This window comes from Caballeronia sp. INML1 (assembly GCF_023631085.1).
Taxonomy (GTDB): domain Bacteria; phylum Pseudomonadota; class Gammaproteobacteria; order Burkholderiales; family Burkholderiaceae; genus Caballeronia; species Caballeronia turbans.
Genome location: NZ_JALQDT010000056.1, coordinates 113,043 through 132,600 on the forward strand (window position 1 = coordinate 113,043; position 19,558 = coordinate 132,600).

General features: G+C 62.1%; 22 protein-coding genes and 2 pseudogenes. 11 read left to right on the top strand and 13 right to left on the bottom strand.

Features of this window, described 5'->3' with window-relative positions:
* Window positions 1-92: 92 nt before the first annotated feature.
* Both NCR38_RS21560 and NCR38_RS21565 read right to left on the bottom strand, forming a co-directional pair.
* Window positions 93-245, bottom strand: a pseudogene (locus NCR38_RS21560) (Lrp/AsnC family transcriptional regulator); the annotation flags it as partial.
* A 224-nt stretch (window positions 246-469) separates the two neighbouring features.
* A complete protein-coding gene (locus NCR38_RS21565) occupies window positions 470-763 on the bottom strand; it encodes a hypothetical protein (RefSeq protein WP_250477572.1) in 294 nt (97 codons plus the stop codon).
* Between the two features lie 136 nt (window positions 764-899).
* Here NCR38_RS21565 and NCR38_RS21570 point away from each other — a divergent pair, with 136 nt between their 5' ends.
* From NCR38_RS21570 to NCR38_RS21580, 3 genes are all read left to right on the top strand, one after another.
* A complete protein-coding gene (locus NCR38_RS21570) occupies window positions 900-1,202 on the top strand; it encodes a putative quinol monooxygenase (protein ID WP_061119089.1) in 303 nt (100 codons plus the stop codon).
* A 724-nt stretch (window positions 1,203-1,926) separates the two neighbouring features.
* Window positions 1,927-2,601 carry an SDR family oxidoreductase gene (locus NCR38_RS21575; protein ID WP_061119021.1) on the top strand — a complete coding sequence of 225 codons (675 nt, stop codon included), beginning with the start codon at window positions 1,927-1,929 and terminating at the stop codon, window positions 2,599-2,601.
* Between the two features lie 73 nt (window positions 2,602-2,674).
* Window positions 2,675-3,643, top strand: a complete 969-nt coding sequence (locus NCR38_RS21580) for an LLM class oxidoreductase (RefSeq protein ID WP_061119020.1) — start codon at window positions 2,675-2,677, stop codon at window positions 3,641-3,643.
* A 452-nt stretch (window positions 3,644-4,095) separates the two neighbouring features.
* Here the strand turns inward: NCR38_RS21580 and NCR38_RS21585 are convergent, their stop codons facing one another.
* The 5 genes from NCR38_RS21585 to NCR38_RS21605 form a co-directional block, all read right to left on the bottom strand.
* On the bottom strand, window positions 4,096-4,455 hold the full coding sequence (locus NCR38_RS21585) for a transcriptional regulator (protein ID WP_061119019.1): 360 nt from the start codon (window positions 4,453-4,455) through the stop codon (window positions 4,096-4,098).
* A gap of 69 nt (window positions 4,456-4,524) precedes the next feature.
* Window positions 4,525-4,947 (bottom strand): YncE family protein, encoded by a 423-nt coding sequence (locus NCR38_RS21590; RefSeq protein ID WP_250477573.1) that lies wholly within the window; start codon window positions 4,945-4,947, stop codon window positions 4,525-4,527.
* A 48-nt stretch (window positions 4,948-4,995) separates the two neighbouring features.
* Complete coding sequence (locus NCR38_RS21595; RefSeq protein ID WP_250477574.1) at window positions 4,996-5,727, bottom strand: superoxide dismutase; 732 nt, start codon at window positions 5,725-5,727, stop codon at window positions 4,996-4,998.
* Between the two features lie 91 nt (window positions 5,728-5,818).
* Entirely contained in the window at window positions 5,819-6,994 is a 1,176-nt protein-coding gene (locus NCR38_RS21600) for a chromate transporter (protein WP_061119017.1), read from the bottom strand.
* Entirely contained in the window at window positions 6,991-7,971 is a 981-nt protein-coding gene (locus tag NCR38_RS21605; RefSeq protein WP_061119016.1) for a chromate resistance protein ChrB domain-containing protein, read from the bottom strand. The genes NCR38_RS21600 and NCR38_RS21605 overlap by 4 nt, the downstream gene beginning before the upstream one ends.
* A 103-nt stretch (window positions 7,972-8,074) precedes the next feature.
* Here NCR38_RS21605 and NCR38_RS34500 point away from each other — a divergent pair, with 103 nt between their 5' ends.
* The 3 genes and pseudogenes from NCR38_RS34500 to NCR38_RS21615 form a co-directional block, all read left to right on the top strand.
* Window positions 8,075-8,689 (top strand): LLM class flavin-dependent oxidoreductase, encoded by a 615-nt coding sequence (locus NCR38_RS34500; protein ID WP_409219316.1) that lies wholly within the window; start codon window positions 8,075-8,077, stop codon window positions 8,687-8,689.
* Entirely contained in the window at window positions 8,652-8,918 is a 267-nt protein-coding gene (locus NCR38_RS34505; RefSeq protein WP_086961198.1) for a hypothetical protein, read from the top strand. The genes NCR38_RS34500 and NCR38_RS34505 overlap by 38 nt, the downstream gene beginning before the upstream one ends.
* A pseudogene (locus tag NCR38_RS21615) lies at window positions 8,915-9,556 on the top strand (ATP-binding cassette domain-containing protein); the annotation flags it as partial. The gene NCR38_RS34505 and the pseudogene NCR38_RS21615, both read left to right, overlap by 4 nt.
* 218 nt (window positions 9,557-9,774) lie before the next feature.
* Here NCR38_RS21615 and NCR38_RS21620 read toward each other — a convergent pair.
* The 4 genes from NCR38_RS21620 to NCR38_RS21635 all read right to left on the bottom strand — a co-directional run bounded on the left by NCR38_RS21620 (window position 9,775) and on the right by NCR38_RS21635 (window position 12,460).
* Window positions 9,775-10,026, bottom strand: a complete 252-nt coding sequence (locus NCR38_RS21620; RefSeq protein WP_061119015.1) for a hypothetical protein — start codon at window positions 10,024-10,026, stop codon at window positions 9,775-9,777.
* Window positions 10,027-10,140: 114 nt separating this feature from the next.
* Complete coding sequence (locus NCR38_RS21625; RefSeq protein ID WP_061119014.1) at window positions 10,141-10,827, bottom strand: amino acid ABC transporter permease; 687 nt, start codon at window positions 10,825-10,827, stop codon at window positions 10,141-10,143.
* The gene (locus tag NCR38_RS21630) at window positions 10,824-11,555 is read right to left on the bottom strand and encodes an amino acid ABC transporter permease (RefSeq protein WP_061119013.1); all 732 of its coding nucleotides are present in this window, start codon (window positions 11,553-11,555) and stop codon (window positions 10,824-10,826) included. Before NCR38_RS21630 ends, NCR38_RS21625 begins: the two co-directional genes overlap by 4 nt.
* Before the next feature lie 83 nt (window positions 11,556-11,638).
* Window positions 11,639-12,460, bottom strand: coding sequence for an ABC transporter substrate-binding protein (locus NCR38_RS21635; RefSeq protein ID WP_061119012.1), 822 nt, complete (start codon window positions 12,458-12,460; stop codon window positions 11,639-11,641).
* Between the two features lie 351 nt (window positions 12,461-12,811).
* Here NCR38_RS21635 and NCR38_RS21640 point away from each other — a divergent pair, with 351 nt between their 5' ends.
* A complete protein-coding gene (locus NCR38_RS21640; protein WP_061119011.1) occupies window positions 12,812-13,102 on the top strand; it encodes a co-chaperone GroES in 291 nt (96 codons plus the stop codon).
* Window positions 13,103-13,134: 32 nt separating this feature from the next.
* Window positions 13,135-14,775: a chaperonin GroEL gene (gene groL, locus NCR38_RS21645; protein ID WP_250477575.1), complete on the top strand. Its 1,641-nt coding sequence runs from the start codon at window positions 13,135-13,137 to the stop codon at window positions 14,773-14,775.
* 294 nt (window positions 14,776-15,069) lie between these two features.
* Here groL and NCR38_RS21650 read toward each other — a convergent pair whose 3' ends face one another.
* Both NCR38_RS21650 and NCR38_RS21655 read right to left on the bottom strand, forming a co-directional pair.
* Window positions 15,070-16,215, bottom strand: coding sequence for a glutathione-independent formaldehyde dehydrogenase (locus tag NCR38_RS21650; RefSeq protein ID WP_061119088.1), 1,146 nt, complete (start codon window positions 16,213-16,215; stop codon window positions 15,070-15,072).
* Between the two features lie 336 nt (window positions 16,216-16,551).
* A complete protein-coding gene (locus NCR38_RS21655) occupies window positions 16,552-16,839 on the bottom strand; it encodes a hypothetical protein (RefSeq protein WP_250477576.1) in 288 nt (95 codons plus the stop codon).
* Between the two features lie 96 nt (window positions 16,840-16,935).
* On the opposite strand from NCR38_RS21655, the gene NCR38_RS21660 reads away from it, so the two are divergent.
* The 3 genes from NCR38_RS21660 (at window position 16,936) to NCR38_RS21670 (ending at window position 19,526) form a co-directional block, all read left to right on the top strand.
* Window positions 16,936-17,454 (top strand): phosphate-starvation-inducible PsiE family protein, encoded by a 519-nt coding sequence (locus tag NCR38_RS21660; RefSeq protein ID WP_061119008.1) that lies wholly within the window; start codon window positions 16,936-16,938, stop codon window positions 17,452-17,454.
* 411 nt (window positions 17,455-17,865) lie between these two features.
* Window positions 17,866-18,612 carry a helix-turn-helix domain-containing protein gene (locus NCR38_RS21665; RefSeq protein ID WP_250477577.1) on the top strand — a complete coding sequence of 249 codons (747 nt, stop codon included), beginning with the start codon at window positions 17,866-17,868 and terminating at the stop codon, window positions 18,610-18,612.
* Window positions 18,613-19,103: 491 nt separating this feature from the next.
* Window positions 19,104-19,526, top strand: coding sequence for a PRC-barrel domain-containing protein (locus NCR38_RS21670; protein ID WP_086961194.1), 423 nt, complete (start codon window positions 19,104-19,106; stop codon window positions 19,524-19,526).
* The last annotated feature ends 32 nt before the right edge of the window (window positions 19,527-19,558 follow it).

The window sequence follows — 19,558 nt, forward strand, 5'->3', positions numbered from 1 at the left end:
CTTCTTTCCGGTTTCTGCTCGGATGTGTCACGATCCTGCGCTCACCCCGGTTCATCGCTCCATTGGGGGGCGGATGCGGCGCTGCCATGCCCTCAGCTAGTCTGCCGCTTTCGAAGATTCACAATCGGGGCGTTCGCCTCGAACTTCGGCCGGTGCGTCGAAAAGAACGTCCGCACATTACGGATGTTCGACGAACTCGCAAAAAGCCGTCCCGGAAATTCATTGCTGGCCGCTATTTCAGCCAGGCCTTCAATGGAAAACAGCTCGACGCTGATTTCGAGCGCGACATCGCGAATGGCTGCGTCCTGAGTGAAACCGACGTCTGAACGTCTGATCGACGGCTCAAGCGAATGACGCTTCTTGGCCGACTGCACTCTGTCACGGAAACTGCCCTGTTCGACTCAGCCTCTTTGTCGTACCCCCAGCGATCTGAGGACTTCCGTGTCGGTGTCCACGATTGCGGACAGCATCAAACCGCGAACACGCGAGAGAGCAGCAGACCGATCTCGCCTTGGCGCATGAGGTGCAGCAGCGTGGCGAAGCCGTCCATTGCGGGGGTCATCGACACGACCGCTGCGATACGTCGGTCTTGGGCCGCGACCACGACGCAGTGGCCGGCAGAGTATGACGTCCCCACAGCGCCAGGCGCGATGTGGCTGCAGCAAAGGCAGCCCGTTGCCCGCAAGCCCTTCCATTCGTCGAGAAACACGAACGCGACCCCGAGCGGGTTGATAATGCCGATCAATACGGTGAAGCCCGCCAAGGATGTTCAAATCAGACTGTGTATCAGGAGACTCTTCGCTATATGCTGGTGCGACGGCGCTTCCGATCAATACACCATCGGCGACGGTTTGGAATTCCCGTCGATACCCGCAAACGGCATCAACAAGGAGGCAGGCATGGTCAAGACCGCGTTGTTCGTCCGGCTCGAAGCGAAGCCGGGCAAGGAGCAGGAAGTCGAAAGCTTCCTGATGGGCGGACTGCCGCTCGTCGAGCAGGAACCCGCGACGATCGCGTGGTTCGGGCTGAAAATCGCGCCGTCGGTGTACGGCATCTTCGATGCGTTCCCCGACGATGCCGGACGCCAGGCGCACCTCTCCGGCAAGGTAGCCGAGGCGCTGATGGCGAAGGCGCCCGATCTCTTCGCCAAACCGCCGGAAATCATGAACATCGATGTACTCGCGGCGAAGCTGCCGTCGTAGCCGCGCCGGGCTCGAGTGCCGGACTTGCTGCCGTCGCACGCATGAACACCCTGCCCGTCGAAAACTGCATAACGCCTGCGCAGCTTCGTGCGCGTACGATGCGCGCGAGAACACAACCTCAAGAACGTGAATGTCGATATCCCGCGCGACGCGCTCGTCTGATTTACCGGCGTGTCAGGCGCGGGAAGTCGTCGCTCGCATCGGCACGCTCGACGCGGAGGCGCAGCGGCGCTATTTCGAGTCGTCGCGCCTTACGAAGCGTCCTGCGGGACGGGCGTCATCCCAGTTCCTTGCGTTGACACTGCCGTTCCACGGTCGCGGAGTCGTCATGTTTATTCGCAAGGAAGGTGGATGAACTGAAAGCAGCATTGCGCAATAACTGCGCAGGCGAAGGGAAGAAATGCACGTGGGCACGCGTTACGATGGATCGATTCGTGTGGCGCTGGCGCAGTCCCCTTGCGCGGCTCAGTCTATCAACGAACCGATAAGGAGCAACGATCAGAACCGACGCAAACCTCGAGCGGTACCCGGAGTAGGAACTGAAGTGGGTTCCGGACATATCGCTTCCTCTCGGCCTTGCGCCTTTGCGTCCAACTGCGCACGAAACCAGACAACGTAACCCTGCCGTCCTTGACCGCGATTCCGGTAGCTGATGGCCGTCGGGAACGGGTCAGCACACCGACAGCTCGTGCATCCCGCCGAGATGTGTTCTTAGAGTGACACGATGAGCATTGCATTAATTGGCGCCACCGGCCGCACCGGCCGCTTAGTGGCAGAAAAATTGCACCGTGCGGGCACGCCGTTTCGTGCCTTGCTACGCGACGAGGCGCAGCGGGCCCATTTCGAAGGCCTCGGCGCGAGTCCCGTGATCGTCGACCTGACGCAGGACTTTTGCGCGGCGCTCGCGGGGGTACATACGGTTATCTTTGCCGCTGGATCCGCTGAAACTGAGGGCGCCGAGCAGGAGCGTCAGATCGACCGGGACGCGATCATCAAGGCGGTGACTTGTGCAAAACAGTATGGTGCGGACCGCTTCATCGTCGTCAGCACCTTGCTGGCCTACGCCCCCGAACGCGCCCCGGATGCACTTAAGCATTACGCCCAGATGAAGCGTGCATCGGACGACTATCTAATCCGCAGTGGACTCGATTATCTTGTGCTGCGTCCCGGCACACTGACCATGGAGCCGGGCACCGGGACGATTGAGATCACCACCGACGCGCAGTCCGCTCGCGCCTCCGTTTCGCGCGAAGATGTTGCCGACGTCGTGCTCGAAACGCTCAGAGTGGGCCTTGTCAACACGATCGTCGGATTTGCCGGTGGCAGCGAACCGATTGGCGACGCGGTGGCCGCGCTCCGTTCGCGTTGCGCGCCGCGACGGAGAGAATCGGCGAGCTAACGCCACCAGAGCAGGATCGCAGGCGTTTGTTCAGCCCCTCGGAAATCTATATCCGGAAATAGGTAGGAGAAGCATGTTTACTCCGAGTTCCATTCCCTATCAGCAACAACCTGCCTTTCAGCGCACCTACCGCCAAGGCCGCCTGAGCCTAGGTCTTTTCTTTCCCCTAGAGGCCTTTACCGGCGATGCACCGACTATGCTCGACCAAGTAAGCCTGGCCCAACGTGCCGAGAAGCTGGGTTTCTCGGCCCTCTGGTTTCGCGACGTGCCGTTACGCGATCCCACCTTCGGTGATTCGGGCCAGGTCTTCGATCCCTGGGTCTACCTGGGTTTCATGGCGGCACACACTCGCTCGATCGCGTTGGGTACCGCGTCGGTCATCCTGCCAATCCGCAATCCCCTACACACCGCCAAGGCTGCAACTAGCGTCGATCAGCTCAGTGGTGGCCGCCTGTTACTCGGCGTGGCTTCCGGTGACCGTCCAGTAGAGTTTCCAGCATTCGGTGTCGACCCGGAGCAGCGCGGCAGCCTGTTCCGCGAATACCTCGAGGTATTTCGCGAGGTTCAGCTCAAGAGCTTCGTGCCTTTGACCTGGTCCGGCGGCAAGCTCGAGGGGGCAGATCTGATTCCCAAGCCGACTACGGCTGAAATTCCTTTCTTCGTCACCGGCCATAGCCGCCAGACGCTGGAGTGGATTGCCCGCTGCAGTCATGGCTGGATCAGCTATCCGCGTGCACCGAAGACCCAGCAGCTGATTGTCGAGCGCTGGCGCACGGCGGTTCGTGCCGAATGCGGTGAACTGTTCAAACCCTTTACCCAGTCGCTATACATCGACCTGACAGATAACCCGCAGACACCACCACGGTCGATCCATCTGGGCTATCAACTGGGACGATCTCACTTGATCGCGCTGCTGCACACCTTGCAGGAGGTCGGCGTCAACCATGTGATCATCAATTTGAAATACGGCCAACGCGCCGCAGGTGACGTCATTGAGGAGCTTGGTCAGTTCGTTCTACCTGACTTCGTCATGTCAACATGAGCCGGCATGGTGCTGGATGGCGACGAGCCGCGCTCGCTATCGGGTCGCCTGAGCTTCGCCGGGGTTTATATTCGCGGCTGAGACCGACCAGAAAGCATGGTCGCCATCGGTCGCAAAGGGTTGATGCTCCCGAGTGACTGACGCGCCGAACCCTGGCCGACGGCGGACACCGGCGCTTCGGCCATTGCCAACGTTCGACGTGTTTCGCTTCTACGTCAGCGATATGGCGGGCTGCAGACATGGGCCGTCTTGAGACGGAGACCGCGCCCCCGAGTTCGTCCGAACTCACACCCACGACCCAAACCCGTCGGTCGTTCGATAAAGTACCGAGGCGCTCTTTTCCGAGCGGTGCAGTCATTCGCCTGCCTCCGCCGACGTCTGAGCAAAAAAAAATTTGTTCGCTGTTCGCTTCGTCAAACTTTTCGACGTCAATGTGAATCGTACAAGCCGATTCAGTACGGCTGGACGCTGTGCCATACGGTGTTGAGACCGTCGCCGGCCCGATCACCGGGCTTCTTGTCCATCAGCCCACGATAGAGCGGTTTGCCCTCATACGTCCACTGGCGTTGGCCGTTGGCAGTATCGACAAGCCCGAGTTTGTCCCTTGGAGTGTCGCCAGGGCTTGCCAGGGCGGGCGGGAAGTTTCTTGCGCAGTCGCCTTCGCAAGATCTTGCGTCGGGCGCACCTTGCCCACTAAACGAATACAGCGTCATGCCGTTCTCATCGACGAGTCGGCCGTTGTTCACTCGCGGTGATGCCGCGCTGGCCGATACTGCGGCAAGCAGGGTAACCAATCCGACTAGTGCTTTCATTTCGATTCTCCGGTTGGTCGGATTGAGCCACCGTTAATGCGGCGCCAAGATCCGAAGCAGCGGGCGTCCTTAGACACTCTTCAGCGGGAAGTACAAGTAATGCGTTTTGGCGTCGATGTAGACCACGTGAGCGTTAGGTCCTACGTGCCCGTCAGCCGGATGTCGGACGCCTTTGGCTTCTGCCTCGAACATTGAAGTCACGCCTTGCTCGCCCGCTACGTACACCGTGTGACTCGATGAATCGAATGCGAGAACGTGGGGATCAGCACTGATGTCGAAGGATTGAGAAACGCGCTTCGTCCGCAAATCCAGCACGAGCATGCGGTCATTGCCTTCGATGGGGTCAATCTCAATCAGTTGCTGGCGCGTCCGGACGTTCACGAAGACGTGATGCGAAACGGGATCGTACTGGGTGTTGTCAACCTTGCCACCAAGCGCGATGGTGGCGACGCGTTGTTCGAGTGCGAACCAGTGTGAGAGACGATTCATCATCGGCATCGTTCGGCACGCTTTCCGGTGCGCGTCCGGACGCGCGCTCGGTCATGCGCTCGGAACCCGCATCGCTGCCTGTAGCCGCATGGCTGCGTTATCCCAATTCAGGATGTTGAAGAGCTGATTGACGTACTCCATGCGTCGGTTCTGATATTTCAGGTAGTACGCGTGCTCGAAGACGTCCAGTACCAGTATCGGTTGGATGCCCCATGCCGTGAGCTTTTGGTGGTTCTCGCACTGGAGGATCATCAGCTTTCCGGTGGAAGGCAAATATCCCACCACACCCCAGCCCGATGCTTCCGTGGCGATCGTCGCCGCTACGAGTTGCGCCTTGAACTTGGCGTAGGAGCCGAAGTTCTTGTCGATAATTTGGGCCAGTTCGTTCTTTGGTTCGCCACCCTTGCCCGATAGGCTCGTCCAGTAAACCGTGTGCAGAATATGGCTCGAAAGCTGGAACGCGAGTTCTTTTTCGTGATACTTCACGAGCGCGAAGTCATTCGACTCGCGCGCTTTGCTGAGCGCTTCTTCGGCCTTGTTCGCTGCCGCCACAGCGGGTTTGTGATGGAAGGTGTAGTGCAATTCGACAGTACGCGCGTCGATGACGGGTTCCAGCGCGTCGAACGCGAACGGTAGTGGGCCAGCCGCATATTTGCCGTCGGCGTCAGTAAGGTTGTCGACATAGCCGTATTGGTCTGCAGCGTGCGCAGCATCGGCTTTCGCGATCATCAAGCCTGCCCCCACGGCAGCGGTCTGATGCAGGAATTTACGACGGGTTGCCATGATGTCTCCTCGTAGTGTGCCGAGGTGCTCGTCTTCGCTTCGCTCGTTTTCGCCCAGGAATTTCCCCCGCCGTTTTCCAGCTCGAAGCGGCTTACAGGTGAGTGAGCGGATAGACGACGAGACCAACCAGTGCGGCTGCCGCAACGACCACCGGCTCCTGCAGCTTCTTGAAACGCCAGAGCACAACGACGGTGATCAGTGCGAGCAGCGCCGTTGGCCAGTCGACGATGGAGCGACGTGCGATCACGATCACCGAGCCGGTGATCGCGCCGACCGCTGCCGCCGTGATGCCGTCCACAAACGCTTTGATGGCGGGGAGCCGCCCGTACTTCTTGAAGTACGGTGCAGGCAAGACCGTGAACAGGTAACAAGGCAGAAACGTACCGAGTGCCGCGACGCAGGCGCCGGGCAAACCCGCAACCAGATAACCGATGAATCCCACAGTGATGACGACCGGACCCGGCGTGATCATCGCGACTGCGACCGCGTCGACGAACTGCTTGTCGTTCAGCCAGTGATTTTCCGTGACGACTCCGCCGTATAGGAATGGCACGATCGCGAGCCCCGAACCAAACACGAAGGCGCCCGCCTTCGTAAAGAACAGTCCGATCTGGGTCATCAAAGAAACGTCATGCCCGCTCATGAGTCCACCGAGCGCCGGCCCGTGCACGGCGGCGAGCGCGTTCATGCCACCTTTGCCGAGCCACCGGGGCGGAGCGCGGCGAAACATGTTCACCAAGCCGCCGGCGATGAACAGCCACGCGACTTCCGATTCGGTCACGACCGTCACAGCCGCCACCACGAGGAAGATGGCCCAGAGCAGCTTGTCAGTTTTGAGGGTCTTGTTGACGAGCTTATAGGCGCTCATCGCGATGATGCCGACAACCCCTGCGGCAACGCCATAGAACACCGCCTGCATCCATGGCAATCCACCGAAGTGCACGTACGCCCAACCGAGCGCCACCACCATCAAGAACGAAGGCAGCACGAATGCGATCCCGGCGACCGTCGCACCCAGCACGCGGTAATGAACGTAGCCGAGATAGATCCCAAGCTGTGCGGCCAGCGGCCCTGGCATCATTTGCGCCAGCGCGAGTCCCTCGCGATAGTCGTCGTCCGTGATCCAACCACGCCGTTCAACGAGATCGCGGTGCATGTAGCCGACGAGTGCGACTGGCCCACCAAACCCGAACGTGCCGAGTTTGAGCATGTAGCGCATCAACTCGCCGAGGGAATACGAAGGCGCGACCGTCGCGGTCGTGCTCATGAGCGGCTCCCTGCGTCGGTGCTTTTCGCGCTCGCGGCGAAATGGGCGTACATCGAATCGAGCACGCGCGACATTTCGTCGAGCAGTGCGTCATCATCGGCCGCGCGCTCGCGCGCCCCCGCCATGATGGCTTCGAACCCGATCGCCTCGGGGACGGGCGCGCCACCCACGTCCATAACGTGAATCATCGCGCCAAGCCGCAACAGTGCCGGGTCGCGCTCGAGGTCGAAGCTCGCCATCAGCACCTCGAAGGTCACCCGCTCACCCACATGCGTGAACGCGGCACCGTCGAAATCGAAGCCCAACGCGTTCTTTGGACACGCCTCGGGAGAGCCGAGCCAGAGGAATCGGCCGTCCGGGTCGATGAAGCGGCGAATGAGCCAGGCGCTGGCGACACGATCCACCCAAAGATGCTGGCGCGTCGCCCACGTCCGCCCCTGATAGTCCTTGATCGCCAGTAGCCGAATTGCCCGCTCGGCCGAGTGTGGCTCACCGGGTGAGAGCACCGTATCGACGTGCGCCACGAAGTCCTGCCAGGCCGCCTCGGCGCGTGTCGCGCCGGCGTCCGGGAAGTAGTCGATCGCGACGATCGTCTCATAGTCCCTGCGTAGTCGACGCAGCAAGCGCCTGAGTTCGCTCTCCGACTGGCCTGCAACGGTCTTGCGGGATTCCGAGAGCGACTGGATGAATGTCGCGTAGTCCTCGGAACGATCGAACAACCCACGGAATTCGACGTCCTGTTCGACATCAAGGCTCGGCGCGCGGAGCACATATGCAGTGCCGCCAGCCTCTCCGATCGCAACTGATAAGTCGCGCAGCGTTGCTTCCCGCTCTGCAGAATGCGGCAGCAGGTAGATACCGTCACGCAGCACGCCACAGCCCTTGGCTTTCAGGGCGCGCCAGAAGCGCATGCGCGCGGTCGCGTTTTCGGTCGGCAGCGTGAGGACGAGCAGCAACCAGGTCGAGAGAGTTTCCATGTAGCGAAGTCTACAATCTCGTATTCATCGCTACAAGTTAACTTTAAGGAACACGCTCACAGTTAAACGACTCCGGAGCGAGCGCCCGGTACGCCAGCGCGGCGTGCAGATTCGGCAGCACCAGCGGATACATCACAGCGCGTTCGACGGGCATCGCGGCCGCTATTACGACGTCGAGGGCTATCACCTCTGCGAGCCTTCACCGCAGCGCACGCCGGTGCTGTTCCAGGCGGGATCGTCGGGACGCGGCCAGGCGTTCGCTGTGCGACATGCCGAATGCGTGTTCGTGTCGAGCCAGAGCAAGGAAGGCACGCGCAAGCTGGTCGACGCGCTGCGCGCGCAGGCGGTCGCGGCCGGACGCGCCCCGGGCGATCTGAAGATCATCATGGGCATCACCGTCGTGGTGGGACGCACGCAGCGCGACGCGCAGGAAAAATTCGCCGAGTACGCGCGCCATGCGAGCCCCGAGGCGGGCCTCGCGCACTTCGCGGCGGGCAGCGGCATCGACTATTCCACCTACGCGCCGGATGACGAGCTCGCCCCTTCCGGGCGGTCACAAGGGGCGGGGCATCGAATCGTCGGTGCAGCGCGTGACCGACGGCAAGCGCGGCGTGACCGTGCGGCATCTGCTCGAACAGATGCAACTGGGCGGACGCTATACGACGATCGTCGGCAATCCCATGCAGGTGGCCGACGCGCTACAGTCCTGGGTCGATGAAGCCGACATCGATGGCTTCAATCTCACGCGCACGGTAACACCGGAGAGCTACGAGGATTTCATCGATCTCGTGATTCCGGAACTCCAGTCGCGCGGCATCTACAAGACGGCGTATGCGCAGGGCACCCTGCGCGAGAAGCTGTTCGGCGAAGGCGCGCGACTCGGTCCGCGTCACACGGGCGCGGGCTTTCGCGATCTGGCCGACGCACCGGCCACGCAAGCGCCATGAGTCTTTCGGCGCCCCTGCTCCAGATCGACCAGTTGAGCGTGTCCTTCGGCGGACATGCCGCGGTGCGTCCTCTCGACCTGACGATCGCGCGCGGCGAGATCCTCGCGCTGGTCGGTGAGTCCGGCAGCGGGAAATCCACCGTCGCGCTCGCGACCATGGGCCTGCTTCCCGGCCGGGCGCAGGTGCAAGGCGCGATCCGCTTCGAGGAAAAGCCGCTCTTCACGCAGAGCGAGCGCGAATGGAGCGCGCTGCGCGGCAACCGCATCGGCATGATCTTTCAGGAGCCGATGACCTCGCTGAACCCGCTTCAGCCCATCGGCAGGCAAGTGGCCGAAGCGTTGACGCTGCATCGGCCGATGTCGGCGCAGGCCGCGCACAAGGAAGCGCGCGAACTGCTCGAACTCGTGCGCCTGCCCGAGGCGCAACGCCGCTTCGGGCACTACCCGCATCAGCTCTCGGGCGGCCAGCGGCAACGCGTGATGATCGCGATCGCCGTCGCGTGCCGTCCCGGCCTTCTGATCGCCGACGAGCCGACCACCGCACTCGACGTCACCATCCAGGCGCAGATTCTCGAACTACTCGACCGGCTGCGGCGCGAACTGTCGATGGCCGTGCTGCTCATCACGCACGATCTCGGCCGTCCGCGAGCGTCAGGTTATCGCCGAGTCTGCCCTGCGGCGCCTTGCCGTCGACTGCGCCGTTCGCCGATTTGCCCGATACGAAGACGAGATCGCCCCAGCGCGTGGCGTTCCGGTAATTCGCCTTCGGGTTGCTGGACGTGCGGCCAGGTTCGATCAGACGGTTCAGTCTTGCATCGGCGCTCATGGTGCTCCTCTTCGTTGTGGGTGGTTCAGGCTCAGAAAGGCGGCGGCGGCTGAAACAGATCGACCGCGTTGCCCATGTTGAAGTACCCGGCCTGGGCGAACAGCGCGATGCATTCAAGCCGTTCCGCGCGGCTTGCCTCATCATCGCGGTGCGTGGGCGTCCCGCATGCGCATGCCTGCATCGCGCGTCTTGCCTCACGCAGCATGCGGCGCTCGCGCGATGCGTCGAGTCGGACGGAGAGGATGTGCCAGTAGTGCAGCAGGTAGTGCGACATGAGCGGCATGAGCGGCTTCCTTCGATACACGATGGCTTCAATCTAGCCCGCTGCGAAGCGTTCCACAAACGAGCTTTTCTGCGATGTATTGCACGCGAAGCGCCGTGTCTGTGTCACATGCCGCTACGCCGGCCCCGCCTTGCGACGCCCGAGCAACACACCGGCGAGTCCCTGCAGCGCGCCGCACAGCATCAGATAGACGAAGCCGACGAAGAGGAAGATCTGCGCCGGATAAACCATCAGGCGGTTGTTGAGCTGATTGGCGAGGAACGTGAATTCCGGCACGCCGACGATATACGCGAGCGACGTGTCCTTGACGAGCGATACCCACTGATTGACGAACGAAGGCGTCATCACGCGCACGGCCTGCGGCAGGATCACTTCGCGCAGCGCCTGCCAGCGCGTGAGCCCGAGCGAGAGCGCCGCCTGCCGCTGGCCTTCGCCGATCGAGACGATGCCCGCATGCACCGAGTGCGACAGGTACGCGCCGCCGATCAGCGCCAGCGCGCATATCACCGTCGCGAGACCGGGCAGGTTCACGTGCAGCACCACCGGCATCAGAAAGAAGGTCCAGAAGATCAGCATCAGCACGGGAATGGCGCGGAAGAACGCGACCACCGCCGTGAGCATCAGATGCGCGGCGCCGCGCGTCATGGCGAGCGCGATGCCGCCCGCGAGACCCACCATCGCGGCGAGCAGCGCGGAAGCGACCGAGAGCGCCACGGTCAGCGCAATGCCGCCCAACGGTCCGGCAGGGAATGCGCCCAGCAGCAGATAGCGCAGCGAGGGAAACCACTCGAACCCGCTCATGCATGACCCCGTTGCAGCGCGCGCGCACCCGTGCGCTGCCAGAGAACCAGCGCCACCTCGATGACTGCGATGGTCAGCACGTAGAACACCGTGGCCGTGCCGAACGCCTGGAAGGTCTTGAAGGTCTCCGTATCGACCTGACGCGACATGTACGAGAGTTCGGCGACGCCGATCGCCATGGTGAGCGACGAGTTTTTCACCACGTTCATGTATTGCCCCGCGAGCGGCGGCGTCGCGATGCGCAGCGCCTGCGGCAGGATCACGTAGCGCAGCGCCGTATAGCGGCTCATGCCGAGCGCCGCGGCGGCCTGTTCCTGCGCATGGCCCACCCCGCGCATCCCGGCGCGGAACTCCTCGCCGATGAACGTCGTCGTGTAGCACGTCAGGCCGATCCAGCCGGCGAACAGCTCGAAGCTCGGCCAGCGTAGCGTGAGAATACCGAGCTTCGCCGCATGCGGCGCGTTGAGCCAGGTCATCCAGTCCGACGGCAGCAACGCGGCCGCGCCGAAATACCAGAACAATAGCTGCACGAGCAGCGGCGAATTGCGAAACACGAAGACATAGAGCGCGGCGACCCGCGCGACCGCAGCGCTTCGTGACGTGCGCGCGACCGCCAGCCCGAAGCCGAGCAGTGTCGCGCAAATGCCCGCGCACGCGGAGAGCATCAGCGTGACGGCCGTGCCCTGCTCCAGCCACGCGAGATACTTCGGTTCAAGCCAGCCTTGCATGATCGACCCATAGAACGGAAATCGTGAAGCCCGGGCGGTGCGATGTTGAGACGCGACCCGGGCATCGACCGCGGCAACGGGGATCAGCTGCTCTTCTGCGGATCGCCGATCTTGAACAGGCGGGGCAGCGGCGCGGCGCTCTTCGGTCCGAACCACCTGTCGTAGATGCGCCCCGCCTCGCCGTCCGCCTCGAGTCTGGTGAGCGTGCCGTTCACGGCATCGAGCAGACGCGTTTCGCCCTTCGGCACGCCGACGCCTTCGTAGTCGTTGGAGATCGTGAAGGGGGGAATCTCGTAGCTCGCCTTGTCCGGCACGCGCGCGAGCAGCGCGACGAGCTTGGGTCCGTCCTGCGTGATCGCCTGCACGTTGCCCGTGCGCAGCGCGGCGAAGGCAAAGGGCGTGTCATCGTAGGCGACGATGGTCGCGTTCGGGAACTTCGCACGCACCTGCTGTTCGTTGGTCGTGCCCTTGTCCGCGCCGATGCGCAGGCTGTTGATCTGATCAGGCGACTTGAGCACACCCTTCTTCGCGATGAACTGCGTGCCCGATGCAAAATACGGCGTGCTGAAATCGACTTCCTTCTTGCGCTCGTCGGTGATCGTGAAGTTGGCGAAGACGAGATCGACCTTGCCCGACTTCAGGAACGCAATGCGATTGGCCGGATTGGTCGGCTGCACTTCGAGCTTCACACCCAGGCTCCTCGCCACGGCGCGCGCGTAATCGACATCGAGCCCGACGATCTGATTGTCCTTCGGATCGACGAAGCCGAACGGCGGGTTGCTGTCGAACGCCGCGACGCGCAGCACGCCGGCCTTCCTGATGTCGTCCAGACGATCCGCGTGCGCGGCATTGGATGCGAGCACCAGCAGTGCGGCGAGCACCGCACCCCAGGTCCTGGTTTTCATGGATGAGATTCCTTCGTTCGTTGGGCCGGTGCACCGTTGTCGTGCGTCGGTGCGATGGCGAGGCACGCACTCTATCGGCGCGGAGTGCGCAAGGGAACGAAGTTTTTCTCAGGTCAAAAGCAGGTCGCGAGATTTGGCGGACTGCGTCGCGCGAACGCGGCTGCGTCGGCTCGGCCCCGCGATGATGCCGGACGCGCGCCTCGGCGACCTCGATAGCACATACGCGCCCTCGCGCTATCGATCTGCGAAACGCTTATTTGGGCCGCGCGGAGCCGCTTCTTATACTCGCAACTCCGTCGCACTCCGCTTCGAGGAGTGCCAATTCAGAGACCAGGTTGGAGGAAAGAGCGAATGAGTCTGCGCCCCCTGCACGATCGCGTGATCGTTAAGCGTCTGGATCAGGAAACGCGCACCGCGTCGGGCATCGTGATTCCCGAGAGCGCCGCCGAGAAGCCGGATCAGGGCGAGATCCTCGCCGTCGGTCCTGGCCGGCGCGACGCCGACGGCAAGCGCGTCGAGCCCGACGTCAAGGTCGGCGAGCGCGTGCTGTTCGGCAAATACGCGGGACAAGCCGTCAAGGTGGATGGCGATGAATTGCTCGTCCTGCGTGAAGAAGACATCGTCGCGGTCGTGAATCGCTGAAGGGAAGAATCAGATACAAGGAGTCGAACGACATGGCAGCAAAAGACATCGTTTTCTCGGATAACGCGCGCTCGAAGCTCATCGAGGGCGTCAACATTCTCGCCAATGCAGTGAAGGTCACGCTCGGTCCGAAGGGCCGCAACGTCGTGCTGGAGCGCAGCTTCGGCGCGCCGATCGTCACCAAGGACGGCGTCTCCGTGGCGAAGGAAGTCGAGCTCGCGGACAAGCTGCAAAACATCGGCGCGCAGCTCGTCAAGGAAGTGGCATCCAAGACCAGCGATCTCGCCGGCGACGGCACGACGACCGCGACCGTGCTCGCCCAGGCGATTGTGCGCGAGGGCAACAAGTACGTGGCCGCCGGCCTGAACCCGCTGGATCTGAAGCGCGGCATCGACAAGGCCGTCATCGCCGCCGTCGAGGAGCTGAAGAAGATCAGCAAGCCGACCACGACGAGCAAGGAGATCGCCCAGGTCGCGACCATCTCGGCCAACGGCGAGGAGTCGATCGGGCAGCGCATCGCGGAAGCGATCGATCGCGTGGGCAAGGAAGGCGTCATCACGGTGGAAGACGGCAAGTCGCTCGACGATGAACTCGATGTCGTCGAAGGACTGCAGTTCGATCGCGGTTATCTGTCGCCCTACTTCGTCAACAATCAGGACCGTCAGGTCGCCGCGCTCGACGAGCCGTATATCCTGCTGCACGACAAGAAGGTATCGAACATTCGCGATCTGCTGCCGGTGCTCGAACAGGTCGCGAAGGCCGGCCGTCCGCTGCTGATCATCGCGGAAGACGTCGAAGGCGAAGCGCTCGCGACACTCGTCGTCAACAACATTCGCGGCATTCTCAAGACCGTCGCGGTGAAGGCGCCGGGCTTCGGCGACCGCCGCAAGGCGCTGCTGGAAGACATCGCGATTCTCACCGGCGGTCAGGTCATTTCCGAAGAAACCGGTCTTTCGCTCGAGAAAGCGACACTGCAGGAGCTGGGGCAGGCGAAGCGCATAGAAGTCGGCAAGGAGAACACGACCGTCATCGACGGCGCGGGCGACAGCGCGAACATCGAAGCACGCGTGAAGCAGATCCGCGCGCAGATCGAGGAAGCCACCTCCGACTACGACCGCGAAAAGCTGCAGGAGCGCGTGGCGAAGCTGGCGGGCGGCGTGGCCGTGATCAAGGTCGGCGGCGCGACGGAAATCGAAGTCAAGGAAAAGAAGGACCGCGTCGACGATGCGCTGCATGCGACCCGCGCGGCGGTCGAGGAAGGCATCGTGCCGGGCGGCGGCGTCGCGCTCATCCGCGTGAAGCAGGCGATCTCCGCGCTCAAGGGCGCGACGCCCGATCAGGACGCGGGTGTCAAGATCGTATTGCGTGCGCTCGAAGAGCCGCTGCGTCAGATCGTGTCGAACGCGGGCGAAGAAGCAAGCGTGGTCGTCGCGAAGGTCTCGGGGGGCAGCGGCAACTTCGGCTATAACGCGGCGACGGGTCAATATGGCGATCTGGTCGAATCCGGCGTGCTCGATCCGACCAAGGTCACGCGCACCGCGCTTCAAAACGCGGCATCGGTTGCAGGACTCCTGCTCACGACCGATGCCACCGTGCACGAAGCGCCCAAGGACGCGCCGCTGCCCGCCGCGCCGGGCGGACCGGGCGCGGGCGGCCCGGGCTTCGACTTCTGATCGGCGCGATCAAGGCCTCGCGACGGCCCGGTTCATATCCGGGCCGACAGAGATCATCCCATTCGCTGGATGGCCCGAGCTGCTCGTGATGCCATGGGCAGAACCAGATTGAAGGCTATCGCTGATCGAGGGTATTACAGCGGTCCACAGATTACGGCGTGCCAGGATGCGCGCATTGCCGCCATCCTACTCAGGACCACCGAAAAATGTAACTTGGCAAACCGGGCCGGTTGGACCTTCTTCAAACCCGGCTTGCAGGCGGCCTCCGCCGTAAGGTCACTGATCAGAAACGCCTCATCCGCCTGACTTCAGAACTACTTTCGTCCAGCCGTGGTCGCGCGAGTCGAAGTGCTCGTAAGCCTCCCGCGCCTTGCTCAGTTCGATCTCGTGTGACACGATAAAAGAGGGTTTCGCCCTACCGGCATAAATCAGATCGCGCAGCTGGCGGTTGTAGGCTTTGACATTGCACTGCCCGGTGGCGATATGCTGGCCCTTGAACCAGCACGTTCCCCAGTCGAACGCGATCTCCCCCTTCTTGGCCAGGTCATCGGATGCGCCGGGATCCTGTGGCGTGAATACCCCGACCACACCGATGCCGCCGGTGAACTTCACCGACTGGACGAGATTGTTCATGGTCAGATTGGGTATCTCCTGTCCGGCGGGATCATGGCATTGATAGCCGACGCACTCGCAGCCGACATCGGCACCCCGCCCATGGGTGAGTTCCATGACGCGATCGACCGGATTGCACTTCGAATCGTCGATGGCGACCGCACCTATTGATTCCGCCAGCTGGAGCCGGTCGGGATGGCGATCCACCACCATCACATTGCAGGCGCCCTTGATCATCGCTGCATGCGCGGCCATCAGCCCGACTGGACCCGAGCCGTAGATGACGATTGCATCGCCCGGCCGCATCCCGGCGAGCTCAGTGGCATGCCATCCGGTCGGGAAGATATCGGCCACCATCACATAGTCGTTCTGCTTTTCCTCGGCATCGGGCGGGAGCTTCAGGCAATTGAAATCGGCCCAAGGAACGCGCAGGTATTCCGCCTGTCCGCCCTGATAGGGCCCCATGTCGGCGAAGCCGAAGGCAGCGCCTGCCATGCCCGGCTGAGGATTGGCGGTCAGGCAGAATGCGGTCAATCCCTTTTCGCAATTCCGGCAATGGCCACAACTGATATTGAAGGGCATGCACACCCAGTCCCCGACTTTTAAACGCTCAACTGCCTGCCCCACTTCCGTGACCTGGCCGAGATTTTCATGCCCGAAAACCCTGCCCTTTTCAAAGTCGGTCCTGCCTTCAAACATATGCAGATCCGAACCGCAGATATTAGTGCTTCTAATCTTCACGATCACATCGGTCGGCCGCTCGATTTTGGGATCGGGCACGTTTTCCACGCTGACTTCGCGCGGCCCTCTATAGACAACAGCTTTCATCATGTTTCTCCGGTTGCACGCAAGCCCGCCTCACCCCACCCGCTCGATTGCCGGAAGTCGTGAGTCGGACCGGACAGCGTTACCACATGACCCTCCGCTGATGCCCCAGGCGTCGTACCGGTTCCGAACACCTGTGCGTTACCAGGCGTCCGACCGAGTGCCAGGCCTTCTTTCTCAGCGTCTTCGCCTTCGTCCCAATGCTACCCATCCAGCCGCGGAGGGTTCTCTCCATCGGATCAGCTGGCCGATTCGCACGGACCTCCCTTGTGCAGCAAGGCATATTCCAGATGAAAGCGATGCGAGCGAGACGCGAGGCGCATGTCTGCGCCGATGGAGTTACGAATCGGTCACCGTGGTTCCGCGAAACATGGGCCGCGCCTGAGGCATCAGCGCGACCTTGATGCAGCCATTCTCTTTGTCGAGGAAAGTCTTGTACATCGCGGAGCGTGCGATGCGACCCTTCTCGGCCATTACGGGCTTCCGCTTGCCGAAGGAATTCACGATCCGGCGTTCTCGAGTAGCAATTGCGGGGTCGCCGTGCGAGTAAGGTGCCGCAAGCACAGCAGATAAGGGACAAGGATCAGCGAGAAGGCGAAAGAAATGGCTGCGCGCATGGCTCAACATCACAGGAGCCTGCCAGCGGCGATCGTTTCCGCCGTGACGGTGTGTCCACGCCCATATGGCGTCGCTGCGTGTCCGAGCCTTCCTGCGAACCGCTCCATGAGCAAACCCATCCGACCAATTCGCGCGACTCTCGACGAGTTTCGGCTGCAATGGCGCGTGCTGACCTTCTATGAGCGCTTCGAACAGGTGATCGCCCATATGCTGAGCGTCGTGATCTCGGTGATCATCGTCGTATCGCTGTGGCAGTTGGTTCGGGCGGTCATCGCGCTGTTACTGTCGGGGGCGCTCGATCCTCTGGACCATGCGATCTTCCAGGCGGTCTTCGGGATGATAATGACACTGTTGATCGCGATGGAATTCAAGCACTCGATTACACGCGTCATGTTGAGACGCGATCACATCGTGCAGGTCAAGACTGTGATCCTCGTGGCGATGCTCGCGATAGCACGCAAGTTCATTATTCTCGATCCAGCCTCGGACCCGGCTCGCATCGCCGCCCTCGCGGCCGCGCTGGTTGCACTTGGCAGCGTCTACTGGCTGATGCGGCAGCGCGACGATCCCGTCGATGCCGCGATCGCCGAGCGCGCCGAGCGAGAGCGCGAAGAGCGCACCTGATTCACCTACGTTCCCGCCGAGGTCATCGAAAACTTGCAGGTTTTGCTCGATCTCGCGCAAAGCTGCAGGTCTCGGCGCGCGCCATCCCGCAGCACCGGCGACCAGTGACACATCCGTAAACGGTCCCGTCATGGAACGGTCCGATTTCTCCTGCCCTCCGTCCCCCGCGTGCACCTGACTGCAGCGATCCCTGCCGACCATAATGCCGCGCGTCCCCATGCATATAAAAAAGTAAATTGAGCATCGACGAAAATCGAACACTACAATCTGAGGCACGTGACTCCGATTCCCGCATCCTAGGCGATACGCATCATGGGGCAAAATACAGGTTCTTCGCACTTGCAATGGTTTCACTGCCACTCGATCGGTACGTCCTGCACGGACTGCGCCACTGAGTCGGCGCAATGGATCTTGTGTGTCATCCCGGCGGACCAGACCACCGCACACGCGAGCGTCGCCGGCGGCAGCGCACGTTCATGTGAGTACATAAGCGTCAGTGCGCCATTCATCGCGATCGTGCCGGCGTGGGCCCGCACCGTGCTCGACAATGAGGACGATCCGCGCGGACTCGTCGTCGCGCTCAGTTCGGCTAAATTAATGGAAACCGCTCGAACGTCGCTCGGCATCATGGGGTGCGATATCCCATACTGGTTCAAGGCGTGGGACCCTTTCCTACGCGAAGCGGCCTACACCCTTTCTGCGTTGTACTCCGGCAGAAGCCCGGACCCCATATGTCTCGCCGCGTTCGGCGACGTGATTGCACTGCATCTCGCGTGTCGATATGGCCGCCCCGCCGATCCGCGCGACACGGGCACAACGCTCACCCACGCAAAGCTGAGCGTCGTGGAACGCTTCATACACGAGCACATCGCGGAGCACATCCAGATCGAGCACCTCGCTGCGCTCGTGCACATGAGCTCGTCGCATTTCGCGCGGGCTTTCAAGAACGCGACAGGGCATCCTCCCCACTTTTACCTGACGACCGAAAGGTTGAGACTAGCGCAGTCGATGCTCTCGGAAGGCAGCCTCCCGCTCATTGATGTCGCAGCACGCGCGGGCTTCCAGACCCAGCAGCATTTCACCGAAGTGTTCCATCGATATGCAGGCTGCACGCCCCGCGCGTTCCGCCTTGCGCATTCCCGCCCGACGTTCCGATGATGCGCGCGGTTCGATCCCTGAGCGACCAACAATCGCAGAAATCCGACACCTCTGGGCAGGAACTCGGAAGAAGCGCGCGCCTCGCGGACATACGCTGGACCATACGTGCCGCATAAAGTTGCGCGCGCAGTATGGGTCGGCTGCTGGCGATTCGACCGAAAAACTCAATCATCGACGAAGTATTCGGACTGGCATGTGGTGCTCGCGCGCCGTGGTGCCGCCGGCATCCTGGCCGGCCTCCTCGCGCTCTGTTTCGTGGTCTCACGCTGCCATCATCACCGGCGTGCTGAATCTGATCGCCGGGGGTCGGCAAAATGCGCGGCCGCACGGAGTAGCTGCTGACCTTCATCGGCGTGCTGTCGGTGCTGTCCTCGTCCGCGGCGCATGGAAGTGGCGCAGCGCCAAGCTTCGCGACAAGTTGAAAGCGCCGCTGCGTTCTTGAGCGCGTCCTGCGCCCGGCGCAACATACCGTTGCTTATCTGGAGAACGCCATGACGACTATCTTCGCATCGGCCGCAAGGCTTTCGATCATCGTGCTTGCGCTAACCGCCGGTGGCTTCGTGGCCAGCGGCGCGATCGCGCAGGATGCGCCCATCGCCGGCAAGGCTACGCTCGGCGTGACCGTCACCGAAGCGCAATTGGTCGCAACAGGCTGGCGCGCATCCAAGATGATCCACACTGATGTCTACAACGAAAAGAACGAAAAGATCGGCCGCGTCGACGACCTGATTGTCGCTCCCAATGGCTCGCTCTCGGCCGCGATTATCGACGTGGGCGGCTTTCTCGGGATGGCGGCGCACCGCGTCGCCATCCCCATTCAACAGTTCAAGCAGATAGCGCCGAAGGCAATCCTGACCGGCGCAAGCAAGGAGGCGCTGAAAAAGCTGCCGGAGTTCGAATACGCCAAGGGCTGACATCGGCCGCGAACGCAGCGGCACGAGTCACT

Bases quoted from the DNA above. Each gene is read 5' to 3' on its own strand.
- NCR38_RS21570 (WP_061119089.1), top strand. From the start codon at position 900: ATGGTCAAGACCGCGTTGTTCGTCCGGCTCGAAGCGAAGCCGGGCAAG.
- NCR38_RS21575 (WP_061119021.1), top strand. From the start codon at position 1,927: ATGAGCATTGCATTAATTGGCGCCACCGGCCGCACCGGCCGCTTAGTG.
- NCR38_RS21580 (WP_061119020.1), top strand. From the start codon at position 2,675: ATGTTTACTCCGAGTTCCATTCCCTATCAGCAACAACCTGCCTTTCAG.
- NCR38_RS21585 (WP_061119019.1), bottom strand. From the start codon at position 4,455: ATGAAAGCACTAGTCGGATTGGTTACCCTGCTTGCCGCAGTATCGGCC.
- NCR38_RS21590 (WP_250477573.1), bottom strand. From the start codon at position 4,947: ATGATGAATCGTCTCTCACACTGGTTCGCACTCGAACAACGCGTCGCC.
- NCR38_RS21595 (WP_250477574.1), bottom strand. From the start codon at position 5,727: ATGGCAACCCGTCGTAAATTCCTGCATCAGACCGCTGCCGTGGGGGCA.
- NCR38_RS21600 (WP_061119017.1), bottom strand. From the start codon at position 6,994: ATGAGCACGACCGCGACGGTCGCGCCTTCGTATTCCCTCGGCGAGTTG.
- NCR38_RS21605 (WP_061119016.1), bottom strand. From the start codon at position 7,971: ATGGAAACTCTCTCGACCTGGTTGCTGCTCGTCCTCACGCTGCCGACC.
- NCR38_RS34505 (WP_086961198.1), top strand. From the start codon at position 8,652: ATGCAGGTGGCCGACGCGCTACAGTCCTGGGTCGATGAAGCCGACATC.
- NCR38_RS21620 (WP_061119015.1), bottom strand. From the start codon at position 10,026: ATGCCGCTCATGTCGCACTACCTGCTGCACTACTGGCACATCCTCTCC.
- NCR38_RS21625 (WP_061119014.1), bottom strand. From the start codon at position 10,827: ATGAGCGGGTTCGAGTGGTTTCCCTCGCTGCGCTATCTGCTGCTGGGC.
- NCR38_RS21630 (WP_061119013.1), bottom strand. From the start codon at position 11,555: ATGCAAGGCTGGCTTGAACCGAAGTATCTCGCGTGGCTGGAGCAGGGC.
- NCR38_RS21635 (WP_061119012.1), bottom strand. From the start codon at position 12,460: ATGAAAACCAGGACCTGGGGTGCGGTGCTCGCCGCACTGCTGGTGCTC.
- NCR38_RS21640 (WP_061119011.1), top strand. From the start codon at position 12,812: ATGAGTCTGCGCCCCCTGCACGATCGCGTGATCGTTAAGCGTCTGGAT.
- groL (WP_250477575.1), top strand. From the start codon at position 13,135: ATGGCAGCAAAAGACATCGTTTTCTCGGATAACGCGCGCTCGAAGCTC.
- NCR38_RS21650 (WP_061119088.1), bottom strand. From the start codon at position 16,215: ATGAAAGCTGTTGTCTATAGAGGGCCGCGCGAAGTCAGCGTGGAAAAC.
- NCR38_RS21655 (WP_250477576.1), bottom strand. From the start codon at position 16,839: ATGTTGAGCCATGCGCGCAGCCATTTCTTTCGCCTTCTCGCTGATCCT.
- NCR38_RS21660 (WP_061119008.1), top strand. From the start codon at position 16,936: ATGAGCAAACCCATCCGACCAATTCGCGCGACTCTCGACGAGTTTCGG.
- NCR38_RS21670 (WP_086961194.1), top strand. From the start codon at position 19,104: ATGACGACTATCTTCGCATCGGCCGCAAGGCTTTCGATCATCGTGCTT.